The following is a 22,424-nucleotide window of genomic DNA, read 5'->3' as shown; positions in this document are numbered from 1 at the left end:
TGGAATAGATTATTCTCCTGCAAATTCAAATCCGAGAATGGTCATATCATCATTGCAGACAACGCCTTCCGCAAATTCCTGAACCGCGTTCAACAATCCAGACATCATGGCATTCAGATTTTCATGTCTGTGATGAAGAAGACAGGACATGACTTGTTCTTCTGAAAACAATACTGCATCGGGGTTGGCCCACTCAGTAAGGCCATCCGTAAACATAAAAAAGCGATCGCCGGGATCAAGATGATGTGTTCTTTCTTTGTAAGTTACGTCTTCGATCATTCCCAGAGGTGGACCATCGGCATTGAATAAGCACAGTTCATTTTGTGAATTTGCTGGCAGACTCACAAGCGTAGGATGTCCCGCATTGCATATTTCCATATTTCCATTGGCCGAAATCCTGACAAAAATCCCTGTCATGAATTGATCTGGAGGAAGACAGGTTCCCATATGTTGATTCAGTTGATTCATGATTTCGCTAACCGGCAATGACATATTGATGGTCTTCAACCCCATATGCACCATCATGGTAATCAGGGACGCAGGAATACCATGCCCTGTCCCATCGCCAAGAAATACGACAATAGCCCCCTCACGGTTCAAGCGAATATCATAGGTATCACCTGAAATTGTTCCAAATGGATGATAATAAAAAGTTGTTTGAAGAAACGTTGGATGTGTGACCCCTGATAAAATATAGTTTTGAGTTTGAGCAGCCAATTCGAGTTCATCACGCATTTGCGTGTTTTGTTCATTGATGAGTTGAAGTGATCTTTGTAGTTCCAACTGAATCCGTTTTCGCTCAATCGCATAGCCCAGCATCTTTATCAGCAAGGGTCCGGTCATTTCTTTTTTGATCAAGTAATCTTGGGCACCCTGCTGTAAACTGCGAATTGCTGTTTCTTCATTGCTGTCACCAGTAATGATCACAATAGGCATTTCCGGAACATGCTTATTCAGAAAACTAACTATTTTTTCAGGTAGATAATCGGGAAGGTTAAGATCAGTCAGAATGATATCAACCGGTTGTTGTTCCAATTGTTTGAGGGCATCCGCCAGGCTTCGGACGTTGAGTATCTGACAGGAATGCGGTAATGCGGTCTGGAGGAGCTTTTTGATCAATCGAGTTTGAAAAGGACTACGTTCTATCAGCAGGATTGTTTCAGGATAGTGATGCATGATCCCTTTTTAAAATTTGTGAGCATCAAAACTGTCAGCATTGTGAAATGAGGAACACTAAACAGTTTTTAAAAAAACATTTTCTATCATGTCATAAAAGGCGTGCTCAATATTCACCATTCCCTGAATTGCTGAAATATTGGAGGAAATCATTCCTAACTGTTCACCTATCCATTCCGTCGCAATTTTTTCAATGGCGGAGTAGTCACGATCAGCATGAGTCACCTTCAGTGTGATATAAAACATACGGTGTCTGAAGGTCAGATCCATTCCCGCCAGAGCCTGACAATAAGGTTCAATGTTTTCATCAACCCAATTGAAGTTTTTTAATTCTTCTATCATGTCCGGTGTCCCTCCAAGTCCTCTGAAAAAGGACAGAAGCGTTGCTAACTCCTCAGCAGCGATCTCACCATCAGCGCCAGCCGCAATCAGCATCGTTTTACCAATATTCATGAGAGTGAAACGTGAGATATATTTTATTCCCAGCAAAAGTTCATTCTTGACGCTGATTTCACAACATGGTTCTGTTGGTTTGGAATAATCCATTGCTGAAGATCCAAACAGTTGGAGTCGTGTTTTTAACAGAAAATGTTCCAACTTAGCCAGATTTTCAATAGCATTGATGGTCTGCACATCAAGCCCCAGTGTTTCACCGATAGTCCTGGTTGATTTTCGTTCCCTGACTTCAAAAATTTTATCAGCGCACACAATACGTATTGACTGATAGAGCAACCATCGTCGCTGAGACACATCAAACTGCGTCACTCGGGATAAATAAGTACCCAGTTTGGCCTCTTTCCAATCAAAATTTTTCAACTCATCAATGACGCGAGCAGGAGCATGAAGATCCTCAAATAGTTCCAGATAAAATTTCATTTCTTCAGGCGCGATGACCCCATCGGCCCCGGCCGCGATCAACAGTATCTTGCCAAGATCAAGCAAGTAACCATTATCAATGACCTTGCCTGAGCGTTTCAGAATCTGATTGATCAATAAAAAATCATTTTTCATAACAGTTAATTGAGAAATTTTTCAGATATCATTCATGCGCATTTTCTACAGACACGCCCTTCTTTTTGGACTGTCTGAGCCATACAATGCCGACAGACCAGTTCCTTGCAGCGATTGCATTTAATGGCTTCTGAACGTGTAATTGCTTGATGACAACAGGCACAACGAACGCTTTCCATAAGACGGTTTCCTTCAGGAAAAAAGGGATTGGATCACTCCAAAAAACACAATTCTTTAATAAAAACTAGCCATTCCTTGAAACCACAAACCTGGCCAATCCTGATAATGTTTTCCTTATCGAAGAATCAGTAATAACCTCAAGCGATAAACAGGCCTGATCGATATAATTTTCAGCGACCTTGAGTGAGTATTCCAAAGAAGCATGTTGCTTCATGAGAGAAATAACCTCCTTGACTTCTTTTTCTGTTATTTCCGGAGATTGGAGAATCTCCTTCAGATGTTCTTTTTCCATTTCTGATGCAGTATCCAGCAAATGTCTGAGCGGGAGTGTGATCTTGCGTTCTCTCAAATCAATTCCAGGAGCTTTGCCTGTCTGCGTTTCATTATCCACATAGTCCAGTGTATCATCCACAATCTGAAACGCCATACCAACAGCCATTCCATAGTCATACATGGCCTGTTGTGCTTCAGGAGAGGCCTGATTCAGGATTGCGCCCATTTTGGTGGAAGCGGCAAACAGGCACGCGGTTTTTTTAAAAATGATATCCAGATATTCCTGTTCTGTCGCAGCCTCATTGTTTCTCAAAAGTTGACTGATTTCGCCTCTAGCCATCAAAGTCGTGGTTTCTGACATTAAATTCAGCACGGATATTTCCTTCAACTGGACCAGCATGTGAAATGCCATCGAAAAGAGATAATCACCGACCAGCACACTCGCTTCATTGCCCCAGATATTACGCGCTGTTTTACGGGATCTGCGTAATGTCGCGTTGTCCACTACATCATCATGCAACAATGTGGCAGTATGGATATATTCCACCACCTGGGCCGCTCTCAAGACAGGTTTGTGAATAGCACCAAACGCCTGGGCACTTAGAATCAGCATCGCTGGACGGATGCGCTTTCCTCCTGATTGAAGAATATGGTCCGACACATGAGTGATCAGTGGAACATGATGCTGTATATCTTCCAGAATCATGGCTTCTGTTTTCTGCATGTAAGGTGACACAGACGCTAATATTTCATGAATGGTCATGGATTATTTCAGATATCGTTGTGAGTATTCATTGAGTGTTTTATGGGTGAATTCAACTATTGCCTTGGGTGTTCGGAATTCCAGCATCGCCAGAAATTTAGAAAAATCGCCAGAAACCGGTTCCATTGGATATCGTTCCAGTTGTTTCTGGATTGAAGTATATTTCAACCTTTTTGCTGTCATGTAGGATACCCAGTGGCACCATCCACGGGCAAGATTGAAAAAAGGATTATCACCCACAAGATGCGTCTGGCCAAAAGTCTTACAAATATCGGCTGCGGCAAGCTGTCCGGCCATGTGAACCATGAATTGTTCCCTGGGAAGACAGGGAATCAAATACATATTGCTTCGAAAGTAATAAATCGGGTAACAATAATGCAAAAACTCATCCAGAAACGCAATTTTAAATTCAGGGGGAACACCCTGAAGCTGCATTCCTACCAGAATATTCCAATCAATCCATTGCAACGACAATGCTTGAGGAATTGTATGACGAAACCCTGACAGAAACTGTCTCAAGGGTTCGATGCTCTTAACCACATCCACATCTTTACGAATCACCGTCGGTTGACAAAATCCACAGAGATGTCCCAATCCCTGAATTTTTTCAATCCCCTGTGGAAATCTGCAAACAAAACAACGTTTGGCATCTCTGAAACAATCCTGACAGACATATCTGTCGTAGTCATGGTAGAAGGACGCCCAGGTTGGAATCTGTTTGTGGCAAAGATAGCATTCCATCCCACTTTCCAGTTGTAATTCCTGCTGGCAGAATTCACAGACACGTCCGATGCCGGGATACATTTTGAGTGAATTTGACGGAAATTTGCAACGCTGACAACGTGTTGTTTTTTTAAAACAATCCAGGCAAACTTTAACTTGATGATCCTCATACCAGGATTGTCCGGGGGGAAGTTGTTTGCTACACAGATAACATAGAAAATCGGCCATTTTTGTCCTTTCAAACAGGAACATAAACGGCTTCAGCATTCCTGTCAACCTGTAATCATTCCGGATTCACAAGATAAATTGGGTGATCAGGAATGCCTTGAAGTAAGCGTATTTGTGTTATATAGCGTTACATACATTATGTTTTTCACACCATTTTAAAAATTCAATTTTAATAAAGATACCGCTTATGCTGGCGCCCTATAAAAACAATGACATCTTTTATCCTGAAAGCGATGGCAAACCTATGGCAGAAACTGACGTTCACCGCAATTTATTGCTGGGCATGGTCGATATGCTTCAGCGTGCGTTCCCCGAAGCTTATGTTTCGGGAAATATCTGTTTGTATTATGAACAAGGAAACCCTCAAAAAATGATTTCACCAGATTCATTGCTCTGTCGATCCCAACCCCCCCATCAAAAACGGGTGTATTTGGCATGGGAAACAAATGCGCAACTGGACATGGTGATGGAATTCAGTTCCTTTTCAACCAAACGAATGGATCACCACAAAAAAAAACAGATTTATGAAAATATCCTTAAAGTTCCGTATTATGTGATTTTTGATCCGCACATGACCTATCTGAATGTGTTCCAACTGAAGAATGAATCCTATCAATTAATCGAATCTGAAGAAGATGGCCGATACTTTCTCGAAGACCTCCAAATTTATCTGGCAATCGAACAACACAATCAACTACGACTGTTTAACATCGACGGTATTCCGGTTTTAAGTACAGCGGAATGGGCCTCGCTGGAAACGCTAAGAGCTGAACAGGAAGCTCAACGGGCTGAACAGGAAGCTCAACGGGCTGAACAGGAAGCTCAACGAGCTGAACAGGAAGCTCAACGGGCTGAACAGGAAGCTCAACGGGCTGATGCGGCGCTATCCGAAATTGAGCGTCTGAAAGCATTGCTATCCTCAGCGGGCATTGATTCAAGAGCGATATAAAAAAACAGGTGATGTTTTTTCCAAAAAATAAAAATGGAGATCAATGCCTTTTGAAACAGGATTTCAGGAAGACCTGACTTATATTCTGGAATGGATGGAGCAAGCTCGGCAGAGAGCAACAGAAGTTGCTAAACTTGCTGAACTACAAGAAAAATATTCTGTATTTACCATAAGCAGCACGGCCAAACCCACTTCGGGATTTCGGCCTTATCTCACTCCATTGCGTCAGAATAGTACGGCAATTTTCTCAGGTGCCGTTGTTTATACACAATCTCAGGCCATTGCGCTTTGTCAAAAAGTAGATGGTCTGGTGAGCTGTATTCTGGTCGATGCCGAAAAAAAAATTCCTGTGTTGATTGATCCTGATCTGAGATTATTATCACCACAACAACAGGAAATAATCCTTAAACGTTCCCAAACTGTTTTGAATACAGAATCGGGATATCTGACGTCCGTTTGTTTCGAAACAATCAATAAAAGTCATTTTTACGAATTCAAACCCAATGATCTGACCGCCGATGCGGTGTGGTATTTTATTTCCAGAAAACTCCGGGTTCTTTCCGGAAAAAGCTTTGCGATCATTGGATTCGGTAATATTGGATTCAAGGTCGCGCTCAGACTTCTGGAAAGCGGAGCCTCGGTGAATGTCGTTCGTCGGGATGCAAATCTGGGGATGCAACTGGCCAATACACTGAATATACTCAAACCATTCTCTACCATTGCTTCCGCCAACTATACATCTTGCGGTGTCAACGCCTGTCTGATGGTGGATGCTGTTATCGGTTGCAGCAACGAACCCTCGGTGATTGACGCTGATATGGTTTCTGTAATGAAAAAAAATGGATATGTGGTGGATGTGGGAAAAGGTACTTTGACTGCCGAAGCCATTGATCTCTGTCAGCAACACCAGATTGAAATTTACCGCACGGATATCACCGCCGCACTTGATGGAGTCGTGTCCGCTATTTTCCGAAACTCTCAAATTCTGGAAAATGAAATTGGTCGAAAAAATATAAGTGGAATATCTCTGGTTTCAGGAGGGGTACTAGGAGAAAACGGTGCGATTGTGTTGGATAATGTCAACCACCCCCAACAAATTTTTGGGGTATCCAACGGACGTGGAGAATTAAAACAAAAACAGGAATACACAGAACAGGATCAGTTGAATTTAAAAACCATCCAATCCGGTTTGAAATAAGATCACCACTCCCAGCCCTTTTTGCGCAGTTGCCATATTATTCCTAAAATCCCCGCTGTTCCAATCAACCAGAATAGCCCAAATCGTCTGTAATCCTCATGCACATATTCCATACTGAATGTTTTTGTGCCAGCAGGAATAACCAAGCCCGTGAATAAATCATTGGCAGATATCTTTTGAATTGCGTCGGCATCCCCCTCAAATTCATAATTGATAGAATATTTGGCCGCAACAAATAAAAAACAATCTTCTGCTACAGGTTGCTCAAAATTTAAATCTCCTTCGCCCAGATTGTCTGGTTTCCAGGTAAAAACTTCTGGACATGAGTTGATGTTTTCTTTGCCCAGTTCACTCTGCTTGACCAGCACTCGGGGATCCTTCACTTCATGTTGATAGGATGCTAATTGATCTGTCCATTGCAGGTCAGTCAGAATTTCTACGGATGATGGTGCGTAAATTCTTGGACGATAGTGTTTGAACCGATACAGCCAGATGTCATTATATTTTTCTGAAAGTTCAAAGTCTGGATTTTCAAGAGGAGTTCTCAACAGAACATATTTAACATTGAAATGCTCCAACAGTCGTGTGTTACGCCCTAATTGAAACAGGTTGTTATTCAGCAGTTGCTGTGTAGGATCGGTGGTGAATATGATACCACCTGGATTTGGAGAAACAGGGGTTCCGCTCAACGCACCAAACCATTGTTGTGTTTTTTCTCCAATTAGATCATATTCATCAAGAGTAGGAATACCAAAAAATCCTGCCAAATTCCAGGTTGCTGTCTGATCGCCAAAAACAACATAGAAAAAATCATCCTTTAATTCATGTTTGAGACGCTTAATCACAGGATGCATGTTATCAACTTTGAATTGACTCACACGTGGAGTGAATTCCAGCACCCAGAAAACTGAGACCACAAATACAACACCGACAATCGCAACATTGAGATATCTGGAATTACCCTTGAAATAAGCTGTAAGACAAATAAATGAAAACCCAAGTAAACCAATCAAAACATCTTCAGGATAAGCAAAGGGTGGATTCTGTTTGAACAGGCCCCAAATCATGAGCATGGCGGTACTCAATGAAAGAGCAAAAAATCCTGCAATCACATAACGTGGATGACCGGGGTTTTTCAACATTCTTGAAATTTCCAGACCGCCCAACAGAACAAGGCCCCAACTACATAGTAAAAAAATTCTTCTTGGATTAAAATTATTCATGAAAGGCAGAAAGCTAAGCGGAAAAATACCTCTATTAAAGAAAATACCTGTCAAAATCCAAAGAGAAATGCCCGCACTGACCCATAAAGTTTTCTGTGCTGTACTCATCTCATGAATGAGCCTTCGTATTTTTGATAACTCCCACGGCAACCGGAATATTGACAATAAAGCAAACCCGGCAATAATTGCGTTCACACCATAAGCCATTTCACAGGTGTTGGCCGCATAGTTCCAGTAGGTTCCTGCACCAAAAAATCTGGGAAAAACACTCAAAAGCAGAAGATCAGAATTCAGAATGGCTTGAAAGCCAAACGGAGAATACACGCGCTCAGCTATTTGGGTATTTTTCAAAAATTCAACACGTGGAAACCACACAAGGACCGATGCGATTACAGCGAAAATAGCCAAACTCAGAAACAAACCAGAGGGTTTAATAATTCGAGATATGATTTGATTATTTTTTCGTTGTTCAATTAACCGGCTCAATAAATAGATACTGAGCACCACCATGATAAAATATGCGGCAATGATCTGGCTGGGAGGATAATGAGCCTGAATAAATTCCCATGATGCCCATACAAATAAAGCAAGATCACGGAGTTTCTGTCTTTCAAAAATCTGAATTACGCCATAAATCAAAATCGGTATCAAACTTCCGGTCAACGCTATGCTGTGAGCGCCAACCAGCCAAACCATAAAATGGGCTGAAAAACCATAGGACACACCCATGCTCAATCGTGCTGTACGGCTTTCTGTTAAAAAACCCGACAGGAGATACATTCCAACCACTCCGGTCATCAAGACAAGAAAATAGAGATAGTTCCGCCCTGTTTGAGGCCCAAAAAACCAGAATCCAGCATTGTACAGAGAAAATGCCTGATTCCGCTGATTATGCTCAATGGATCCGAAACCAATATAAGGTGTAAATCCACCATCCAATACAAATGATTTTAGAAACTCACCTGAAAACAAATGATGAAGTGGTGCTCCGATATAGGTGTCATCTGTACGAAAAATATTATGAGAATAAATTTTAAGTTTCAGTGTTTTGAACAATGGACTTTCTTTGACCGCGTACAACTCACTGAAGGTAATCTGGGTGAACCAGGAATGTAATGATAAAACCAGAAGTATGAGCAGAATAATATGTTTATATTTTTTTATCGTTTGCATGAAACTCATTGAGTGCGAATACTATAATCTTCATGATTTCGGGTGAGGTGTGGATTGTAGCACGGATCGTGCTCAATGAATTCGGGCCATTTATTGCGTAAATAATCAAATTCCTGAAGGAACCTTGCCTGTTTTTCTGGAGTCGTGTCTTTGCCCCGGCTTTTTGATTCGTGATGGTACAATTTTACATGCGGTAAATAAACATTTCGATATCCCTTGGCCACCATTTTCAGACATAAATCCACATCATTATAGTTTCCTGCCAGTGTTTCTTCAAAACCACCAATTTCCTCAAAAACATCCCTGCGGCACATCAAACAAGCCGCAGTCACCGCTGAATAATTGGTCACACACCAGAGGTGCCCCACATATCCGGGACTGGTTGAGGGGAAACATCGATGACTATGGGCCGCGGCACCACCAAGTCCCAGCACGACGCCTCCGTGTTGAATGGTATCGTCAGGATAAAGCAACATTGCGCCCACCGCCCCAATGGAGGGACGCTGTGCCTGTTCAAGCATTGCAGAAATCCAGTCGGGAGTAATCACTTCTGTGTCATTATTCAAAAACAAAAGATATTTGCCCTTACTATGCCGAACAGCGTGATTATTGATGATGGAATAATTGAAGGGCACATCATGGCGGACAACATGAAATTGCGTAGGATAATTTATTTTCCAGCGATCAAATAAATCCAGTGTTTCCTGTTCGCGGCTACCATTATCCAGGAGAATGATTTCATAATTTGGATACAGTGTTTTTTCAACGATAGAACGCAAACATCGTTCAAGAATTGAAGACAAATCTCGTGTCGGAATAATGATGCTCACCAAATCATTCTGTTGGATCTGATAACGGACTTCATAACTTCCAAGTAATTGTTCAACACCTTTGACTGTTCCAGGTTCGCCACGTCGTTCCAATGCTTCTTTCAACGCTTTTTCAGCGGCGACATAGGCATATGGTTTAATTTGCTGCCCCCCCATTGCCGTGGAACCACTGTGAATTCTCCAATGATATAAAATATCTGGAATATGAAAAATCTGGTTGGTTTGTTCCGTTAACCGAAGTACCAGATCATAGTCCTGAGCACCTTCAAACCCCGGACGGAATCCACCAATTTTATCAATGAGGGAACGTCTGTAAACCCCAAGATGGCAGGTATACATCCTGCTCAAAAATGTATCAGGACTCCAATCTGCCTTGAAATAGGGATCTTTCAAATAGCCTGATTCGTCCACCTTGTCCTCATCACTGTAAATCATATCCACGTCAGAGTGCTTGTTCAGCAATTCGACAACTTTATACAAGGCGTGAGGCGTTAACAAATCATCATGATCCAGCAGGGCTATGTATTCCCCTGTTGCCAATTCGAGAGCTGAATTTGAGGCATGGCAAATATGACCATTTTGTTCACGATAACAGATCTTGATTCGTGAATCCTGTTTACGATAGTCCTCAAGAATTGTTCGAATATGCGCATTAGGCGACGCATCATCGGCAATGCATAGTTCCCAATTGGAATAAAGCTGACTCCGTACAGACTGTATCATTTCTCTTAAAAATTTTTCTGGAGAATTGTAGGTTGGAACAATAATGCTGATCAATGGATGATATTGCCAATTTTTCATTGTTTCCTGCATATCCTTCAATTTATTATTCTGGGGATAATTATGAATTAGCCAGGAATAATAGGCAGGATCAGGACTGTAGGGTAATAACTGGGGAAGATAGGAATGCAAAAAATCAATGTGACTCAGACGGTAATGAGTTTTCCACTGCAATGTCCTCCATTTAGAGCGTGTTTTTATATGTATTTTCCTGGCAAACCATTTGATCGAATACACAATAAAATATTTCCATCCATGTTGCTGAACCAAATGTCTGGCTAAAGGCGTTTTCTTTTTCAGGAATTGTAGTGTTTGTCTTGGGACTTGTTTGATCATTGTTCGCAATAGTACATGCGTTCTCCATGCGAGTGTTGCTTCCATGCGTTTGACAAGATAATGGTATTCCAGCAATCTGGCATTGGATTTATCCATTTGAGTATGCAAATGTTCTATTTGAGTATTCAACTGTTCTATTTGAGTATTCAGTTGTTGGATGTTTTCTTTCGCATGTTCTAGGTAATAATCCAGATTACCATAGCGATTCCATTGCTCCTGTTTGAATTGTTGAATAAAACTAACAAGGGTAACCAATACTTCAGGATTCACCATCTTCTGAAAAGTCCATTCCAGTTTCATAAGAGACTCAAACTCTTCCTCAGAGGTCCCAAGCGAAAGCTCATTGAAACAATAATGATAAAAATGATGGAAAGAATATGTATTCAGTTGTGGAAACAATTCCTGATATATTTTGCGATGGAACCAATGATAAATAAAAATAAGTCCCCGTGTGAATATGAATTTGACAGAAAGAGTTTCCCCATATTTCCACTCACGGTCAAAATAGACTTGGGTTCCATCCGGTTGTTCCATGATGTTCCAGGGAACACAATCAATATAGTTTCCTGGCAGTTCGCCCTCAGCACAATTCAATCTTCTGGATTCCGCATTTAGAAACTCAAGCCAGTCTCGCAAAAAAGTTATTAGCGAATAGGTTCCTGAAGCAAAATCTCTCAGCAGTTTTTCAATTAAAGGTGTTCCAGGTATAAAATCAGCTATTTCTTCAGCATCATGATTCAACCCGTCCGGAAACGTAAAGGTTTGCCGTATTTCAGGATAAATTGGTTGTTTTTTGATCACCAGACGATCAGACTGTGGTTCCATGCTTAACGAAGTCATGTATGGTTTTGCTCGGGACACATTATATTTGTTTATCCACCATGATGCCTCGGTGATTCTTTTCAGTGCTTCCGGATTTTTTCCAGCAATCACCACGAAAGAATTGGCGATTTCTTCTAACAGACCGTTCGCTTCAAATTCCCGAGCCACCAGAAATTCATTAAAGCCAGGTTGTTGAATCAGTGAATAATCACGTGACCGTTCATAAGAAAACCATTGATATAAAAATGGAGCTTCAGGTTGGGGTTTAATTCTGGAAAACGCCATCATTCCGTCAGGCAATTTATAATCTGGAAAAGGAATGAATAATTCATGTTCTATCAAACCGGATTTTCTTAACAAACGATGAAGTTCGTCCTTACCAAACGTCGAGACTTTTGAATCTGTAGAGTACCCCTCAATTCCACGATATCGTTTTGATGTGTGTTCCTCCGAGCAACCAGCCAGATATTTCAATCCCAGTTTGTTTTCTATGGCGATCACCAGAATCCCTTCAGGCGATAGATATCGGCCGGCCATTTCCAGACATTGAAGGTAAGGGTTCTCACCATTCAGAAACATTCCACTGTATTCGAGTACACCAATCAGGGTGACTACATCAAAAGTCCGGTTTAACTCCAGTTCCTGAAAATTACATTGAATAACCGTTACATTATTCAAGTTCCGGCATCGTTGTGCGGCGATCTCTGCACGTCTCAAACTGCCTTCAACAGCAACCACTTCGCCACAGGTTTCCCCCAAATAGCGTGTGATTGCACCACATCCGCAACCCAATTCAAGGACGGTATCTTCCCTTGACAGGTTAAAGGGTCTCAGCAAATTGCTACGTTTGAATGAAAAATGATATTCTGAGGACCAATCTTTTATTTTTTGCTGGAGTTCGATCGAATGCGGTCCTAAATCCCTGGCATCCCTGACAGCCTGCAACATGTAATTTTCAGCATCGTCTCCATCTGAGTATTGAAAGTTGCTTGATTGAGCGTGAAGCGAGGAACTCCACAGGGGAATTTCCGGAAATTTCTCAAAATTTTCAGGGAATTTCATGAGTTTTCATCCATAGAGATATTATAGCAGGTTAGGCTGGATAAACCGGGTTTGTTCAGGAAACAACCGTTGACAGTGTTTTGTATTCAGTGATCGTTGCGTCCAGATCGACAAACCCCAGACTTCGACTTTCTTGCAGAACTTTAAGATGCACCAGATCATAACGTCGATCCAAGGCAATTGAATCGCCAATAGGTGGTTTGCAGGCAACCCCAAGATTTAAAAAATAATCACCACCGGCAACAATCATGTTCAACCGCATCTGTACCAAAACCAAGCTACCTGCAGAATGAGGATGAACAATTGACTCTGAAAACCATGAGTTGTTGCCATAGACTTCAATACCATCCAATGTTTTCAGAGTGACACCATAAATTGGAAATTCCACATCCTCATTGAATTTGATTTTAAGATATATTTCGATTTCATCGTGTGAGCGGATTCCTGCAGGATCATACTCCTCCTTATTCACAATCATGTAATCAATGATTTCCGCTTGCCGAGTTCCATATCTGTGTTCATTGGGATTATAGGAGTTGCGTAACGGACATCGATCCTCTGTATGAAACTCCTTAAGAAATTCTCCAAGAGGGGTGTTGAGGCGTGTTGCGTCAGGTAACTGATAGCCCGCATGTGCGACTTCTTCCGGTTTTTCGTCTTTCTTGTCATTTTTTTTCGAAGAAAGAGAACCGGTATTGAGCAATTCCATGTAGTGATTGACAATCGTTTTGGGAGTTCCCATTTCGACCAGAGATCCATTGTCCAACAGGAGTGCGGTATCACAATATCGCACTATCGCATTGGGATCATGGGTTACCAGAATAATGGTTTTTCCATCCTTGCGAAACTGTTCAAACTTACGGAAACATTTGGACTGAAACTTGGCATCTCCAACCGCCAACGCCTCATCTACAATTAAAATATCAGGATTGACATGAATTGCGGTGGAAAAAGCCAGGCGCACATACATTCCTGAAGAATAGGTTTTGACAGGTTGATCAATAAACCCACCCAAGTCTGCAAAGGCCTCGATTTCTGCCATCTGTGACTTGATTTCTTCAGTTGTGAGACCCATCACACTGGCCTGAACCATCACATTTTCCCGTCCGGAAAACTCAGGATTAAAACCTGATCCTAATTCAAGTAATGCCGAGATTTTTCCATGACTGACAATCATTCCATTCGTTGGTTGAATCACGCCTGTGATCAATTGCAACAAAGTAGATTTTCCTGAACCATTTCGTCCGATTACGCCAAAAGTATGCCCTTGAGGAACCTGAAATGAAACATCATTCAATGCCCAGAATTCCTTATGGTATCGTTTATGAAATGGATGAAGAAACTCCTTGAGCCTTGCCTGAGGGGAAGGATAAAGTTTGTATTTTTTACTTAGGCTCTCCACAACGACTGCGTTACTGTTTGCCATAAGCCTCTAAAGAATATCCGCAAATTCAGGTTTAAAGCGCTTAAACACAAATCCACCCAAAATTAAAATTGTCAAAACCTCCCCCCAGAAAATAATCGCAGTGACCCCATCATTCCAAAATGGTTGGAAATAGACGAAAGTATTTCGATAGCCATGCACCACATAATACAGAGGATTGATTTGCAGGACCCAATGCAGAAAATGCGGAACCAATTCAGGTCCATAAATAATCGGTGTTGCCCAGAACCATACCTGAAGCAGAATTGCCACGAGTTGGCCTATATCACGAGACAGAACATTGAGTGACGAAAACAGCCATCCCAAACCAATGGTCAACAGGATTAATCCGGCACTGTAATAAAAAAACTGGAGGGCATACCATGTGACTGGGATATGGCTGAGCAAAAGTAAAAGCAGAAGAATAACCATCATGATGATGTGTCCAAATCCGGAAACAAGGGCATATATTACCGGAAAAATCTCACTGGGGAACAGTGTGCGTTTGATCAAGGCTGGATGATTGACCACGGACGGAGTGATCATGGTGATCATCTCACTGAAAGAAATCCATGGAATAAAACCGCAAAAAAACCATATCAAAAAGGGCGCATTTCCTGCGGGTTGCAGTTTGAGTCCAAATGAAAATACAAACCAATATAAAAAAGTCATGACTGCTGGATGCAGAAATGCCCAAACCACCCCTAAAGCGGATTGAGTATATCTCATTTTGATCTCACGAACCCCCATAACCACTATGAGTGAACGAGATCTCATAATATTTTTGATCAGTTCGAACATATCACCAACCTAAGGCTAAATATTTCAAAAGACTTTTGAGTGACTTTTGAATTCAAGAAGCATCTGTTTCAAACTGTCTTTCCAGAAGGGTGGATTTTTTCCTGTTAATTGCTTGTATTGACTGCAATCCAAAACCGAATAGGCAGGACGCCTGGCCGGCGTAGGATATTCTTTTGATGGAATGGCATGAATGGTTGTGACTCGAGAAATTATCGAAGACTCATAAGCCATATCAATGGTATTTCTGGCCAAATCATACCAGGTGCAGGGCCCTGAATTAGAAAAATGTACAATCCCCGTGGCATCCACCTTGATCAATTCGAGTGTCGCTTCAGCCAGATCAGCACTCCAGGTTGGACAACCCGTCTGGTCATGCACCACTTTAAGGAGATCCCTATCACGTGCTAACCGTAGCATTGTTTTTACAAAATTGTTGCCATTCACGCCGTACAACCATGATGTACGGATAATCAAATAACTATTTGCAAATTGCTGAATTTTTATTTCTCCAGCCAGTTTTGATTTCCCATAAACACTTAGTGGCCCGGCAATGTCATTTTCTTTATATGGAGTTGAGGCCGTCCCATCAAACACAAAATCAGTGGAAAAATGAATCAGTTTACAGTGGAATTCTGAACATTCTTTCGCAAGATACTCAACTCCGGTTTCATTGATCAGAAAGGCCTTTTTTTCGTCATTTTCGGCGACATCAACCTGGGTATATGCCGCACAATTAATCAACACATCCGGTTCAATACGCTTCAGTGCATTGTGTATGGATTCAACAGAAGTGATATCAAGTTCAAATTCATTGTGAGGATAGACATTGAATTCAGGATAGCTGTGTAATATTTTGATGATATCTTGAGCTAGCATTCCGTTTGCGCCAGCAATAATGATTTTCATATACGGAATCACTGAAAAGATTAAATCTTAACGATCTATGTTAATGGCAATGATTAAAGGGAAAAAGAATTAACAGACTATTCCGGATAGAGTCAATTCCTAAACAAAATATCGACCTACTATGTGTCAAGTACTAAAATTGATGGTTTTTATTAGCGAGACACTGGTTTTTGAGCAAACTCCTCCCTTGTCTCCTTATAGAGCTATTTTTACCTGTCAACTGCTGTGGGCTGGATAACAGGGAATCACTTCTGTTCCAGAATGAGTGATCCATCCCAATCTTCAGGGAGTTGCATGGTTTGCATTTGACGGGTTTGTTCCATAAGAAAATGAGCGGCTTTGTCTTCAGGATACCATTTCAAGGCCTGCTCAAAGCACTTCTGCACAGTGTTCCAGTCCTGAAGATTTCTATACACCAATCCCTTGAGAATCATTTGGCCGGACGCACGTTTGAGTTCCTGAATTTCGGTGGAATAATGATTGAGAACTTCATAGATTCCCACGGATTTGCTCTTGCCCTGAACTTTTACCTTGTCCAGTTCCCGGAGTTTCAGCCAGCTTTTATCCCGGATCAGCTCCAGGGTTTGGGAGCTGATCAGAATATCGGCTCCATAAAATTTGGTCAGGCCTTCAATGCGGGAGGCCAGATTGACGCTGTCGCCAATCACGGTGGAATCCATCCGGCTTTCTGAACCGACAGTTCCAATGACGACCTGACCGCTATGGATCCCGATGCCATTCGTGATGGCGCGATATCCATGCGAACTTCGATGCTGGTTGTATAATTTGAGCGCGTTCTGCATGGCAATCGCCGCTTTGACGGCGGATTCGGCTTCTTCCGAATCATTCCTGTCGGGAAAATCAAACAACGCCATGATCGCATCGCCAATGAACTTGTCAATGAATCCGCCAAACTCATGGATCGGGATACTCATGCGTTGCAGGTAGGAATTGAGGAAGTTCATCAATTCCTGTGCCGTCATGCTTTCAGACAGGGCCGTGAACATGCGGATGTCCGAAAATAGAATCGTGATGTTGTCGCTTTGACCTTTCCCGAGTTCGATATTTTCGAGTCCTTCACGGGCAATCCGCAGCAGAAACGGCTTGGGCACAAATTTCTCAAAGGTCTTGGTCATGGCGGCCACTTTTTCGCTTTCAGCAAGTTGGATCCGTGTGGTTTTCAACTCTTCAAAAAGTCTGGCGTTGTTGATGGCAGACGCGATCTGACTCACATAACGCTGAATTTTTTCAATGTCCGCTTCCTGTAGATCATAATACGCTTTCGTGTTGCCGAAATGAAGCAGACCAATGACCTTACCTCGCACTACGACAGGATACAGCAAAATACTTTTGACCGGGCTGATTTCGAACAGGATGCGGTCATCCTCCACCAACAGTTTTTGCATGCTTTCATCAATTTGTGGAAAATAACTCGGTTCATTATGCAGCACGGTTGAGGCGTACACACTTAAACTGGTTTTGATCGGAATCCGGATAGCCATGAAGGCTTTCAATTGCTCTTCTGTAAAACCAATAGAAAAGCTGACAAAATGCAGATGTTCATCGGGTTGTAAAAAGACCACTCCCAACTGGTCAAAGAAAAAGATCTCGAGCATCACGCCCATGAAAGATTTCAGAACATCCTCCAGAATCAGCGAGGAATTCACCGCCTGGGTCACTTCGTTCAGATGACTGATTTCCTGGTGAGCCTTCTGTAAATCCCGGGTACGGTCCTGAATTCGTTGTTCCAGGGTGCTGACCAGTTTCACATTTTCAATGATGGGCCCCAGGGACGAACTGATATGACGGATGAATCTCAGTTCTTCAAAAGAATACAACTGTTCATTGAGTTTTTCTTCAAGCACGATGATACCCACCAGCGCACCATGGAAAAACACGGGTTGGAGTACAACCCCCCGGGTGAACAGGTCTTCAGGGGAAAGTCGCAGTGAGCGGGAGCGCATCCATTCATCCAACTGCTCTGCCAACACCTGATCCTGTAATTCATACAACATCTGAACGACCGGATGTTCCGCGCTGAACCGGACATGATCCTGTAGCTGATAAGTAAACTCTGCCGGATCATTATGTTTTGCATAAACAACGCTGTCACCTTCAAAATAAAGGGCATGGTCCTGTTCGAAAAAAAGCCAGCATTTCTGGCAGGAGAGATGTTTCAGAAAGTAGGGAATCAGGGCTTGCCGGATGGAGTCCACGCTGATGGAAATGGACAGTCTATTGTTGGCCTGTTGCAGCAGTTTTGGCCAGTCCTGGGTGTCGGTTTGAAACACCAGATTGAGCATGATTTCAATCCAGCGATTGATTGTCCTGAAAAACAGACCTGTGGCCAGGGCCAGACCTGCCATAGTCAACAGCGAGGGAGAAATCAGAAAACTCATTGCGCCAATAACGGCTAACAGCAAGGTGTAATGCAGGATCTGGCGGAAGAATATGCTCACAGAGTTGAAATAGCGGCGTAACAACCCGTAACCAATCAGCAGAATGGGAATGAAGGTGAAATTGCCGGCAGGATAAATTTCATAACCATACAGCGCCGGGAAATTTCCCAGATTCAAAATCACGGTGGCAGTCAATCCGAGAAGAATATATTTCAGCGTTTGTTTTTTCAGGGGCGCGGTGGTTTGTCTCCAGTCCTTGATTAAAACATAAAATCCCAGGAATACCGCAAATAGAAACAACGCCCCGAAGATATCAAACAAAATCCCTTTGGTGGCATAATATCCCCAGTAATATCGCGACATTCCGTTCAGGTAATAATCCGAGCGGGTCAAGGGCATGAACACCAGACCGGCCAGATAAAAGGAATACATCCAGGCTTTGCGCACATCTCCGGCGACAGTCATGAACAGATGCAGGAACAACGCGGGTCCCATGACCAGAAAAAAATGATCCAGTCTGCTGATCTGAAGTGCCTGCTCCGCGGTATCCACCACCCCCAGCAGCATGATATCCGCATTGAGGAAGGCCCAGACGATGCAAATCAGACTGAACAAAACCAGTTCGGTTCGCAACCGGCCTACACGAATCGCCGCAAATGAAAAAAACAGGCAGGTCAGAAGCGATAAAAACGGCGGAATGCCATAAGGAACAAGGTGCAGCAACACCTGTGAGGGCGTGTGACCGGCACCAGCCATCCAGAACGCCAGACCAATGGAGACATAGACCATCAGCAGGAACATCTGGGCCATGCGGCGCGTGGCTCGCTGTTTGGCGTAATCACTGATTTCAATGATATCATGACGAAACATGCCATACGCCATGATCAGGATGGGAATAAATACAAAATTTCCCACAGGATATATTTCAAGGCCGTACACCGCGGGAATGTTGCCAATGGACAACAAGGCGGAAACCACTCCTCCGGCCAGAAAATATTCGTAGGATTTTTTCTTTTTTTTGTTTTCAGTGTGACGGATTTCAGTGATCAGGGTGAAAATCACATACAGTGCGGAAACAGTCGTTAAGACACTGAAAACATCAAAGAGCACATTTTTTTTACCGAAAAATCCCCAGTAAAAGTGGAACATTCCCCGAAAATAAAGATCCGTCTGGGTGAGTGGCATGAGGCATAAACCGATCAGGGTGGTTCCAAAAACAAAGACTTTCGGCGCCCGGATCAGATAGAAAATGAACCATGCGTAAACCGCAGGCTGCAACACCAGTAAAAAATGATCCATCCTTGAAATCGTCAGGGCCACGGATTCGTGGATCACCATGGAGATCAGCGTGATATCCAGGTTCATATTTCCCCACAGCCAGCACAGGGTTCCAAACAGGAGCGTCTCAATTTTTCGACTGCCCTTCAAAAAGGAAAACGAGGCCAGAAAATAACACACCATGAAGGAGATGGCGGACGGAATGGCATAGGGAAATATTCGCTCTGACACCTTTGGATAAAAGGTTCCTTCAGTGGCTGTGAAATAGAACACCACGGCCATGATCAACGGTACCCACACCATCATTGCCAGCAATTTCGAGATGTATCCTTGCGACAACCATGTCCGTGCGGTATCGACCAGATCTTGCCGGAGCACGCCATAAGCCATGATACCCAACGGAATAAAGCCCAGATTTCCCAGCGGGTACCAGGTGATGTGCGTCATGGAAACGAGGCCATCCACCAGACTCAGAAACGCGCTTAAAAACAGGCCGCTGAACAGCAGTTTGATTTTGAGTTTCTGTTCACCTGAGGGCGTTCGGAGGATTCCCTGAAGGAGCATCACTCCGCAATAAATCAATGCCAGCAAGGCCAGTGAATAAAAGGTCAGATAAACCACGCCCCCTCTTGGAACAAACCCCCAGAAGGTACGATATTTTTCAAGGATGTGTAAGTCGCCCTGCGTGAACGGAAGCAACAGCAGGATTACAAGATACCCCCCTCTGGTGAGCCATTTGCGGGTATGGATTCCGAGAAGGGCATGGGTCAGATGGATTCCGGCAGGGATGATGAAATTATAGACCAGCGCGTTGATGCGGGACGCGGTCAGTGAGAGTTCAGGCGAAACCAGAAGGACATCCATTGTCACGAGCAAATAGCCCACGCCCTGTAACGCGCAGAACAGGCTGAACACCTGATGTTCCTGACTGTGTCTGGCACCTCTCATGGTGAGTGTGGAAAGAAAAAAGGCGCTGATCACCGTCAACAGCGGAGGAATGCCATAAGGCCAGAAAAGATCCCAATGAAATAACGGTGTTGACATGCGGGTTAATGGTTCATGAGGTTTGTGATGGAATCAGCATCGACTTTCAGGGGAAATATTTCTCATCTGACAGGGTGACTGAACATTTTGTCAATCTCAGACTGTTCAAAATTGCCTGAGACCGCATCCGCAATGAATTTGCGATAGCCATCCTGCCTGATTCTGTCCATGAACCGCTCAATCTCATCGGGTGGAATCAGGAAATGGGACAGGGTTTGACGCTGAATTGCCAGCGCCGCTTCGAATTCAACCGGAATCACGCTGTTGGCCCCCATTCGTGTCAGATGATCCACTTCCAGAATAAATCGGGTTCGCACCAGAATATGGACTTTGGGATTGAGTTGCCGGACAAGGGCTACGATTTGACGGGATGTGGTGATATCCGAGGTGGCAATGACCACCATGAACGCGTTTTTGATGTAGGCGTGATTTAGAAAATTTTCATGTCGGGCATCGCCATACAGAATCGGTTCGCCTTTGAGTTTTTCTTCTTTCACAATTTCAGCGTCCATTTCCAGAATGATATAGGGAATCGCTGTTTCACGGGCGGTTTTAGCCAGCAGTTTTCCATGCAGTCCATAGCCGATGATGACCAGATGGTATTCCATTTTCAGATCCACTTCCTGTGTGGAATCTTTCACTTTGACAGGGCCTTTTCTGAAGCGTACCGCTGTTTGCGCTTTGATCAGACTGCCAGCCAACAGCGGCGCCAGATACATCAATAAGGGCGTCAATCCCATCGTCAACACCGCGATGGATAAAAACAACTGATAATGATGCTGGCTGAGAACACCGGAACCAAGGCCGATATTTGACAGCAAAAAGGAAAACTCTCCAATCTGACTGAGGGAGAGGCCCACAAGGAGGGTTGTTTTCAGATCAGATCGCAACACAACGCCTACCAGCATAAGAACCAGCGCTTTGATGCCGATCACACAGAGGGTCAGCATGAGAATCAATAACAGATTTTCAAGCAGGAACAGCCCATTGAACAAGATTCCAATCGATACAAAAAAGAAGCTCAGAAAAACACTCCGGAATGGCAGTACACTGCCCAGGGCACGGAGGCTGTATTCGGATTCGGAAATGATCAATCCTGCCAGAAACGCGCCGAGTCCAAGTGAAAGTCCAATACTGGCCGCACCCCAGGCGATCAGCAGACAGACACCCACGATGCTTAACAGAAACAGATCCTGATTTTTCGTGTTGGCAATCTGGTACATCAAACGGGGAATGATATAGCGGGAAGACACAATCACCAGGCCGATGATCACGACCGCCTTGACCAGCAGAATCAATAGCGCGTTGGTGATATCCACCTGCTGGTCGCCTTGTTGGAGAAGCGGGGTGAGTAGCATCATCACCACGGAGATGATGTCCTGAAAAATCAGGATGGCGACCATCATTTTTCCATGAGACGAGTGAACCTTGCCTTTTTCCTGCAACACCCCGAGCACAATGGCCGTGCTGCTCAAAGAAACCAGACACCCCATGAAAATTGCGGTTCCCGGCGTGATCCCCAAAGATCGGGATAGACCAAAAACAATCAGGACGGTGAGGAATACCTGAAGGGAGCCGCCCAACAGCACCGCTTTTTTGTTATGCACCAGTTCCCTGATGGAGAGTTCGAGTCCAATGGTGAACAACAACAGGACCACCCCGATTTCCGCCAGCATTTCCACTTCATGCATGGCTTCGATCATGTGTAATCCATGAGGCCCCACCAGGGTTCCTGTCAGCAGAAACCCGATGATTGGCGGCAAACGGATCTTTTCAAAAATGAAGAGCACAATGATGGACAAACCAAAAATTATGGCAATATCCTGTAGTAATGGAATTTCCATAA

The 22,424-nt window shown here is 43.4% G+C and carries 13 protein-coding genes; 2 read left to right on the top strand and 11 right to left on the bottom strand.

The annotated features are described in order from the left end of the window. Positions 1–9: 9 nt before the first annotated feature. From HQM11_09210 to HQM11_09195, 4 genes are all read right to left on the bottom strand, one after another. Positions 10–1,176 (bottom strand): fused response regulator/phosphatase, encoded by a 1,167-nt coding sequence (locus HQM11_09210; GenBank protein MBF0351201.1) that lies wholly within the window; start codon positions 1,174–1,176, stop codon positions 10–12. Positions 1,177–1,233: 57 nt separating this feature from the next. Further along, complete coding sequence (locus HQM11_09205; protein ID MBF0351200.1) at positions 1,234–2,187, bottom strand: TerB family tellurite resistance protein; 954 nt, start codon at positions 2,185–2,187, stop codon at positions 1,234–1,236. Positions 2,188–2,431: 244 nt separating this feature from the next. Then, complete coding sequence (locus HQM11_09200; protein ID MBF0351199.1) at positions 2,432–3,403, bottom strand: polyprenyl synthetase family protein; 972 nt, start codon at positions 3,401–3,403, stop codon at positions 2,432–2,434. Between the two features lie 3 nt (positions 3,404–3,406). After that, the gene (locus HQM11_09195; GenBank protein MBF0351198.1) at positions 3,407–4,354 is read right to left on the bottom strand and encodes a hypothetical protein; all 948 of its coding nucleotides are present in this window, start codon (positions 4,352–4,354) and stop codon (positions 3,407–3,409) included. Positions 4,355–4,541: 187 nt separating this feature from the next. Here HQM11_09195 and HQM11_09190 point away from each other — a divergent pair, with 187 nt between their 5' ends. Continuing rightward, positions 4,542–5,303: a Uma2 family endonuclease gene (locus HQM11_09190; protein ID MBF0351197.1), complete on the top strand. Its 762-nt coding sequence runs from the start codon at positions 4,542–4,544 to the stop codon at positions 5,301–5,303. Between the two features lie 43 nt (positions 5,304–5,346). After that, a complete protein-coding gene (locus HQM11_09185) occupies positions 5,347–6,501 on the top strand; it encodes a hypothetical protein (GenBank protein ID MBF0351196.1) in 1,155 nt (384 codons plus the stop codon). 2 nt (positions 6,502–6,503) lie between these two features. Here the strand turns inward: HQM11_09185 and HQM11_09180 are convergent, their stop codons facing one another. The 7 genes from HQM11_09180 to HQM11_09150 form a co-directional block, all read right to left on the bottom strand. Then, complete coding sequence (locus HQM11_09180; protein MBF0351195.1) at positions 6,504–8,897, bottom strand: hypothetical protein; 2,394 nt, start codon at positions 8,895–8,897, stop codon at positions 6,504–6,506. 5 nt (positions 8,898–8,902) lie between these two features. After that, entirely contained in the window at positions 8,903–12,727 is a 3,825-nt protein-coding gene (locus HQM11_09175) for a glycosyltransferase (protein MBF0351194.1), read from the bottom strand. 55 nt (positions 12,728–12,782) lie between these two features. After that, on the bottom strand, positions 12,783–14,153 hold the full coding sequence (locus tag HQM11_09170; protein ID MBF0351193.1) for an ABC transporter ATP-binding protein: 1,371 nt from the start codon (positions 14,151–14,153) through the stop codon (positions 12,783–12,785). A gap of 6 nt (positions 14,154–14,159) precedes the next feature. Beyond that, complete coding sequence (locus tag HQM11_09165) at positions 14,160–14,879, bottom strand: ABC transporter permease (protein MBF0351192.1); 720 nt, start codon at positions 14,877–14,879, stop codon at positions 14,160–14,162. Between the two features lie 96 nt (positions 14,880–14,975). Next, positions 14,976–15,857 (bottom strand): dTDP-4-dehydrorhamnose reductase, encoded by an 882-nt coding sequence (gene rfbD, locus HQM11_09160; protein ID MBF0351191.1) that lies wholly within the window; start codon positions 15,855–15,857, stop codon positions 14,976–14,978. 245 nt (positions 15,858–16,102) lie between these two features. Then, positions 16,103–20,578 carry a hypothetical protein gene (locus tag HQM11_09155; protein ID MBF0351190.1) on the bottom strand — a complete coding sequence of 1,492 codons (4,476 nt, stop codon included), beginning with the start codon at positions 20,576–20,578 and terminating at the stop codon, positions 16,103–16,105. 62 nt (positions 20,579–20,640) lie between these two features. Beyond that, a complete protein-coding gene (locus HQM11_09150) occupies positions 20,641–22,422 on the bottom strand; it encodes a cation:proton antiporter (protein MBF0351189.1) in 1,782 nt (593 codons plus the stop codon). Positions 22,423–22,424 lie beyond the last annotated feature (2 nt).

This window comes from SAR324 cluster bacterium, from assembly GCA_015232315.1.
Classification (GTDB): domain Bacteria; phylum SAR324; class SAR324; order SAR324; family NAC60-12; genus JADFZZ01.
This window is presented reverse-complemented; position numbering and strand designations above follow the sequence as displayed.

Bases quoted from the DNA above. Each gene is read 5' to 3' on its own strand.
- HQM11_09210 (MBF0351201.1), bottom strand. From the start codon at position 1,176: ATGCATCACTATCCTGAAACAATCCTGCTGATAGAACGTAGTCCTTTT.
- HQM11_09205 (MBF0351200.1), bottom strand. From the start codon at position 2,187: ATGAAAAATGATTTTTTATTGATCAATCAGATTCTGAAACGCTCAGGC.
- HQM11_09200 (MBF0351199.1), bottom strand. From the start codon at position 3,403: ATGACCATTCATGAAATATTAGCGTCTGTGTCACCTTACATGCAGAAA.
- HQM11_09195 (MBF0351198.1), bottom strand. From the start codon at position 4,354: ATGGCCGATTTTCTATGTTATCTGTGTAGCAAACAACTTCCCCCCGGA.
- HQM11_09190 (MBF0351197.1), top strand. From the start codon at position 4,542: ATGCTGGCGCCCTATAAAAACAATGACATCTTTTATCCTGAAAGCGAT.
- HQM11_09185 (MBF0351196.1), top strand. From the start codon at position 5,347: ATGCCTTTTGAAACAGGATTTCAGGAAGACCTGACTTATATTCTGGAA.
- HQM11_09180 (MBF0351195.1), bottom strand. From the start codon at position 8,897: ATGCAAACGATAAAAAAATATAAACATATTATTCTGCTCATACTTCTG.
- HQM11_09175 (MBF0351194.1), bottom strand. From the start codon at position 12,727: ATGAAATTCCCTGAAAATTTTGAGAAATTTCCGGAAATTCCCCTGTGG.
- HQM11_09170 (MBF0351193.1), bottom strand. From the start codon at position 14,153: ATGGCAAACAGTAACGCAGTCGTTGTGGAGAGCCTAAGTAAAAAATAC.
- HQM11_09165 (MBF0351192.1), bottom strand. From the start codon at position 14,879: ATGAGATATACTCAATCCGCTTTAGGGGTGGTTTGGGCATTTCTGCAT.
- rfbD (MBF0351191.1), bottom strand. From the start codon at position 15,857: ATGAAAATCATTATTGCTGGCGCAAACGGAATGCTAGCTCAAGATATC.
- HQM11_09155 (MBF0351190.1), bottom strand. From the start codon at position 20,578: ATGTCAACACCGTTATTTCATTGGGATCTTTTCTGGCCTTATGGCATT.
- HQM11_09150 (MBF0351189.1), bottom strand. From the start codon at position 22,422: ATGGAAATTCCATTACTACAGGATATTGCCATAATTTTTGGTTTGTCC.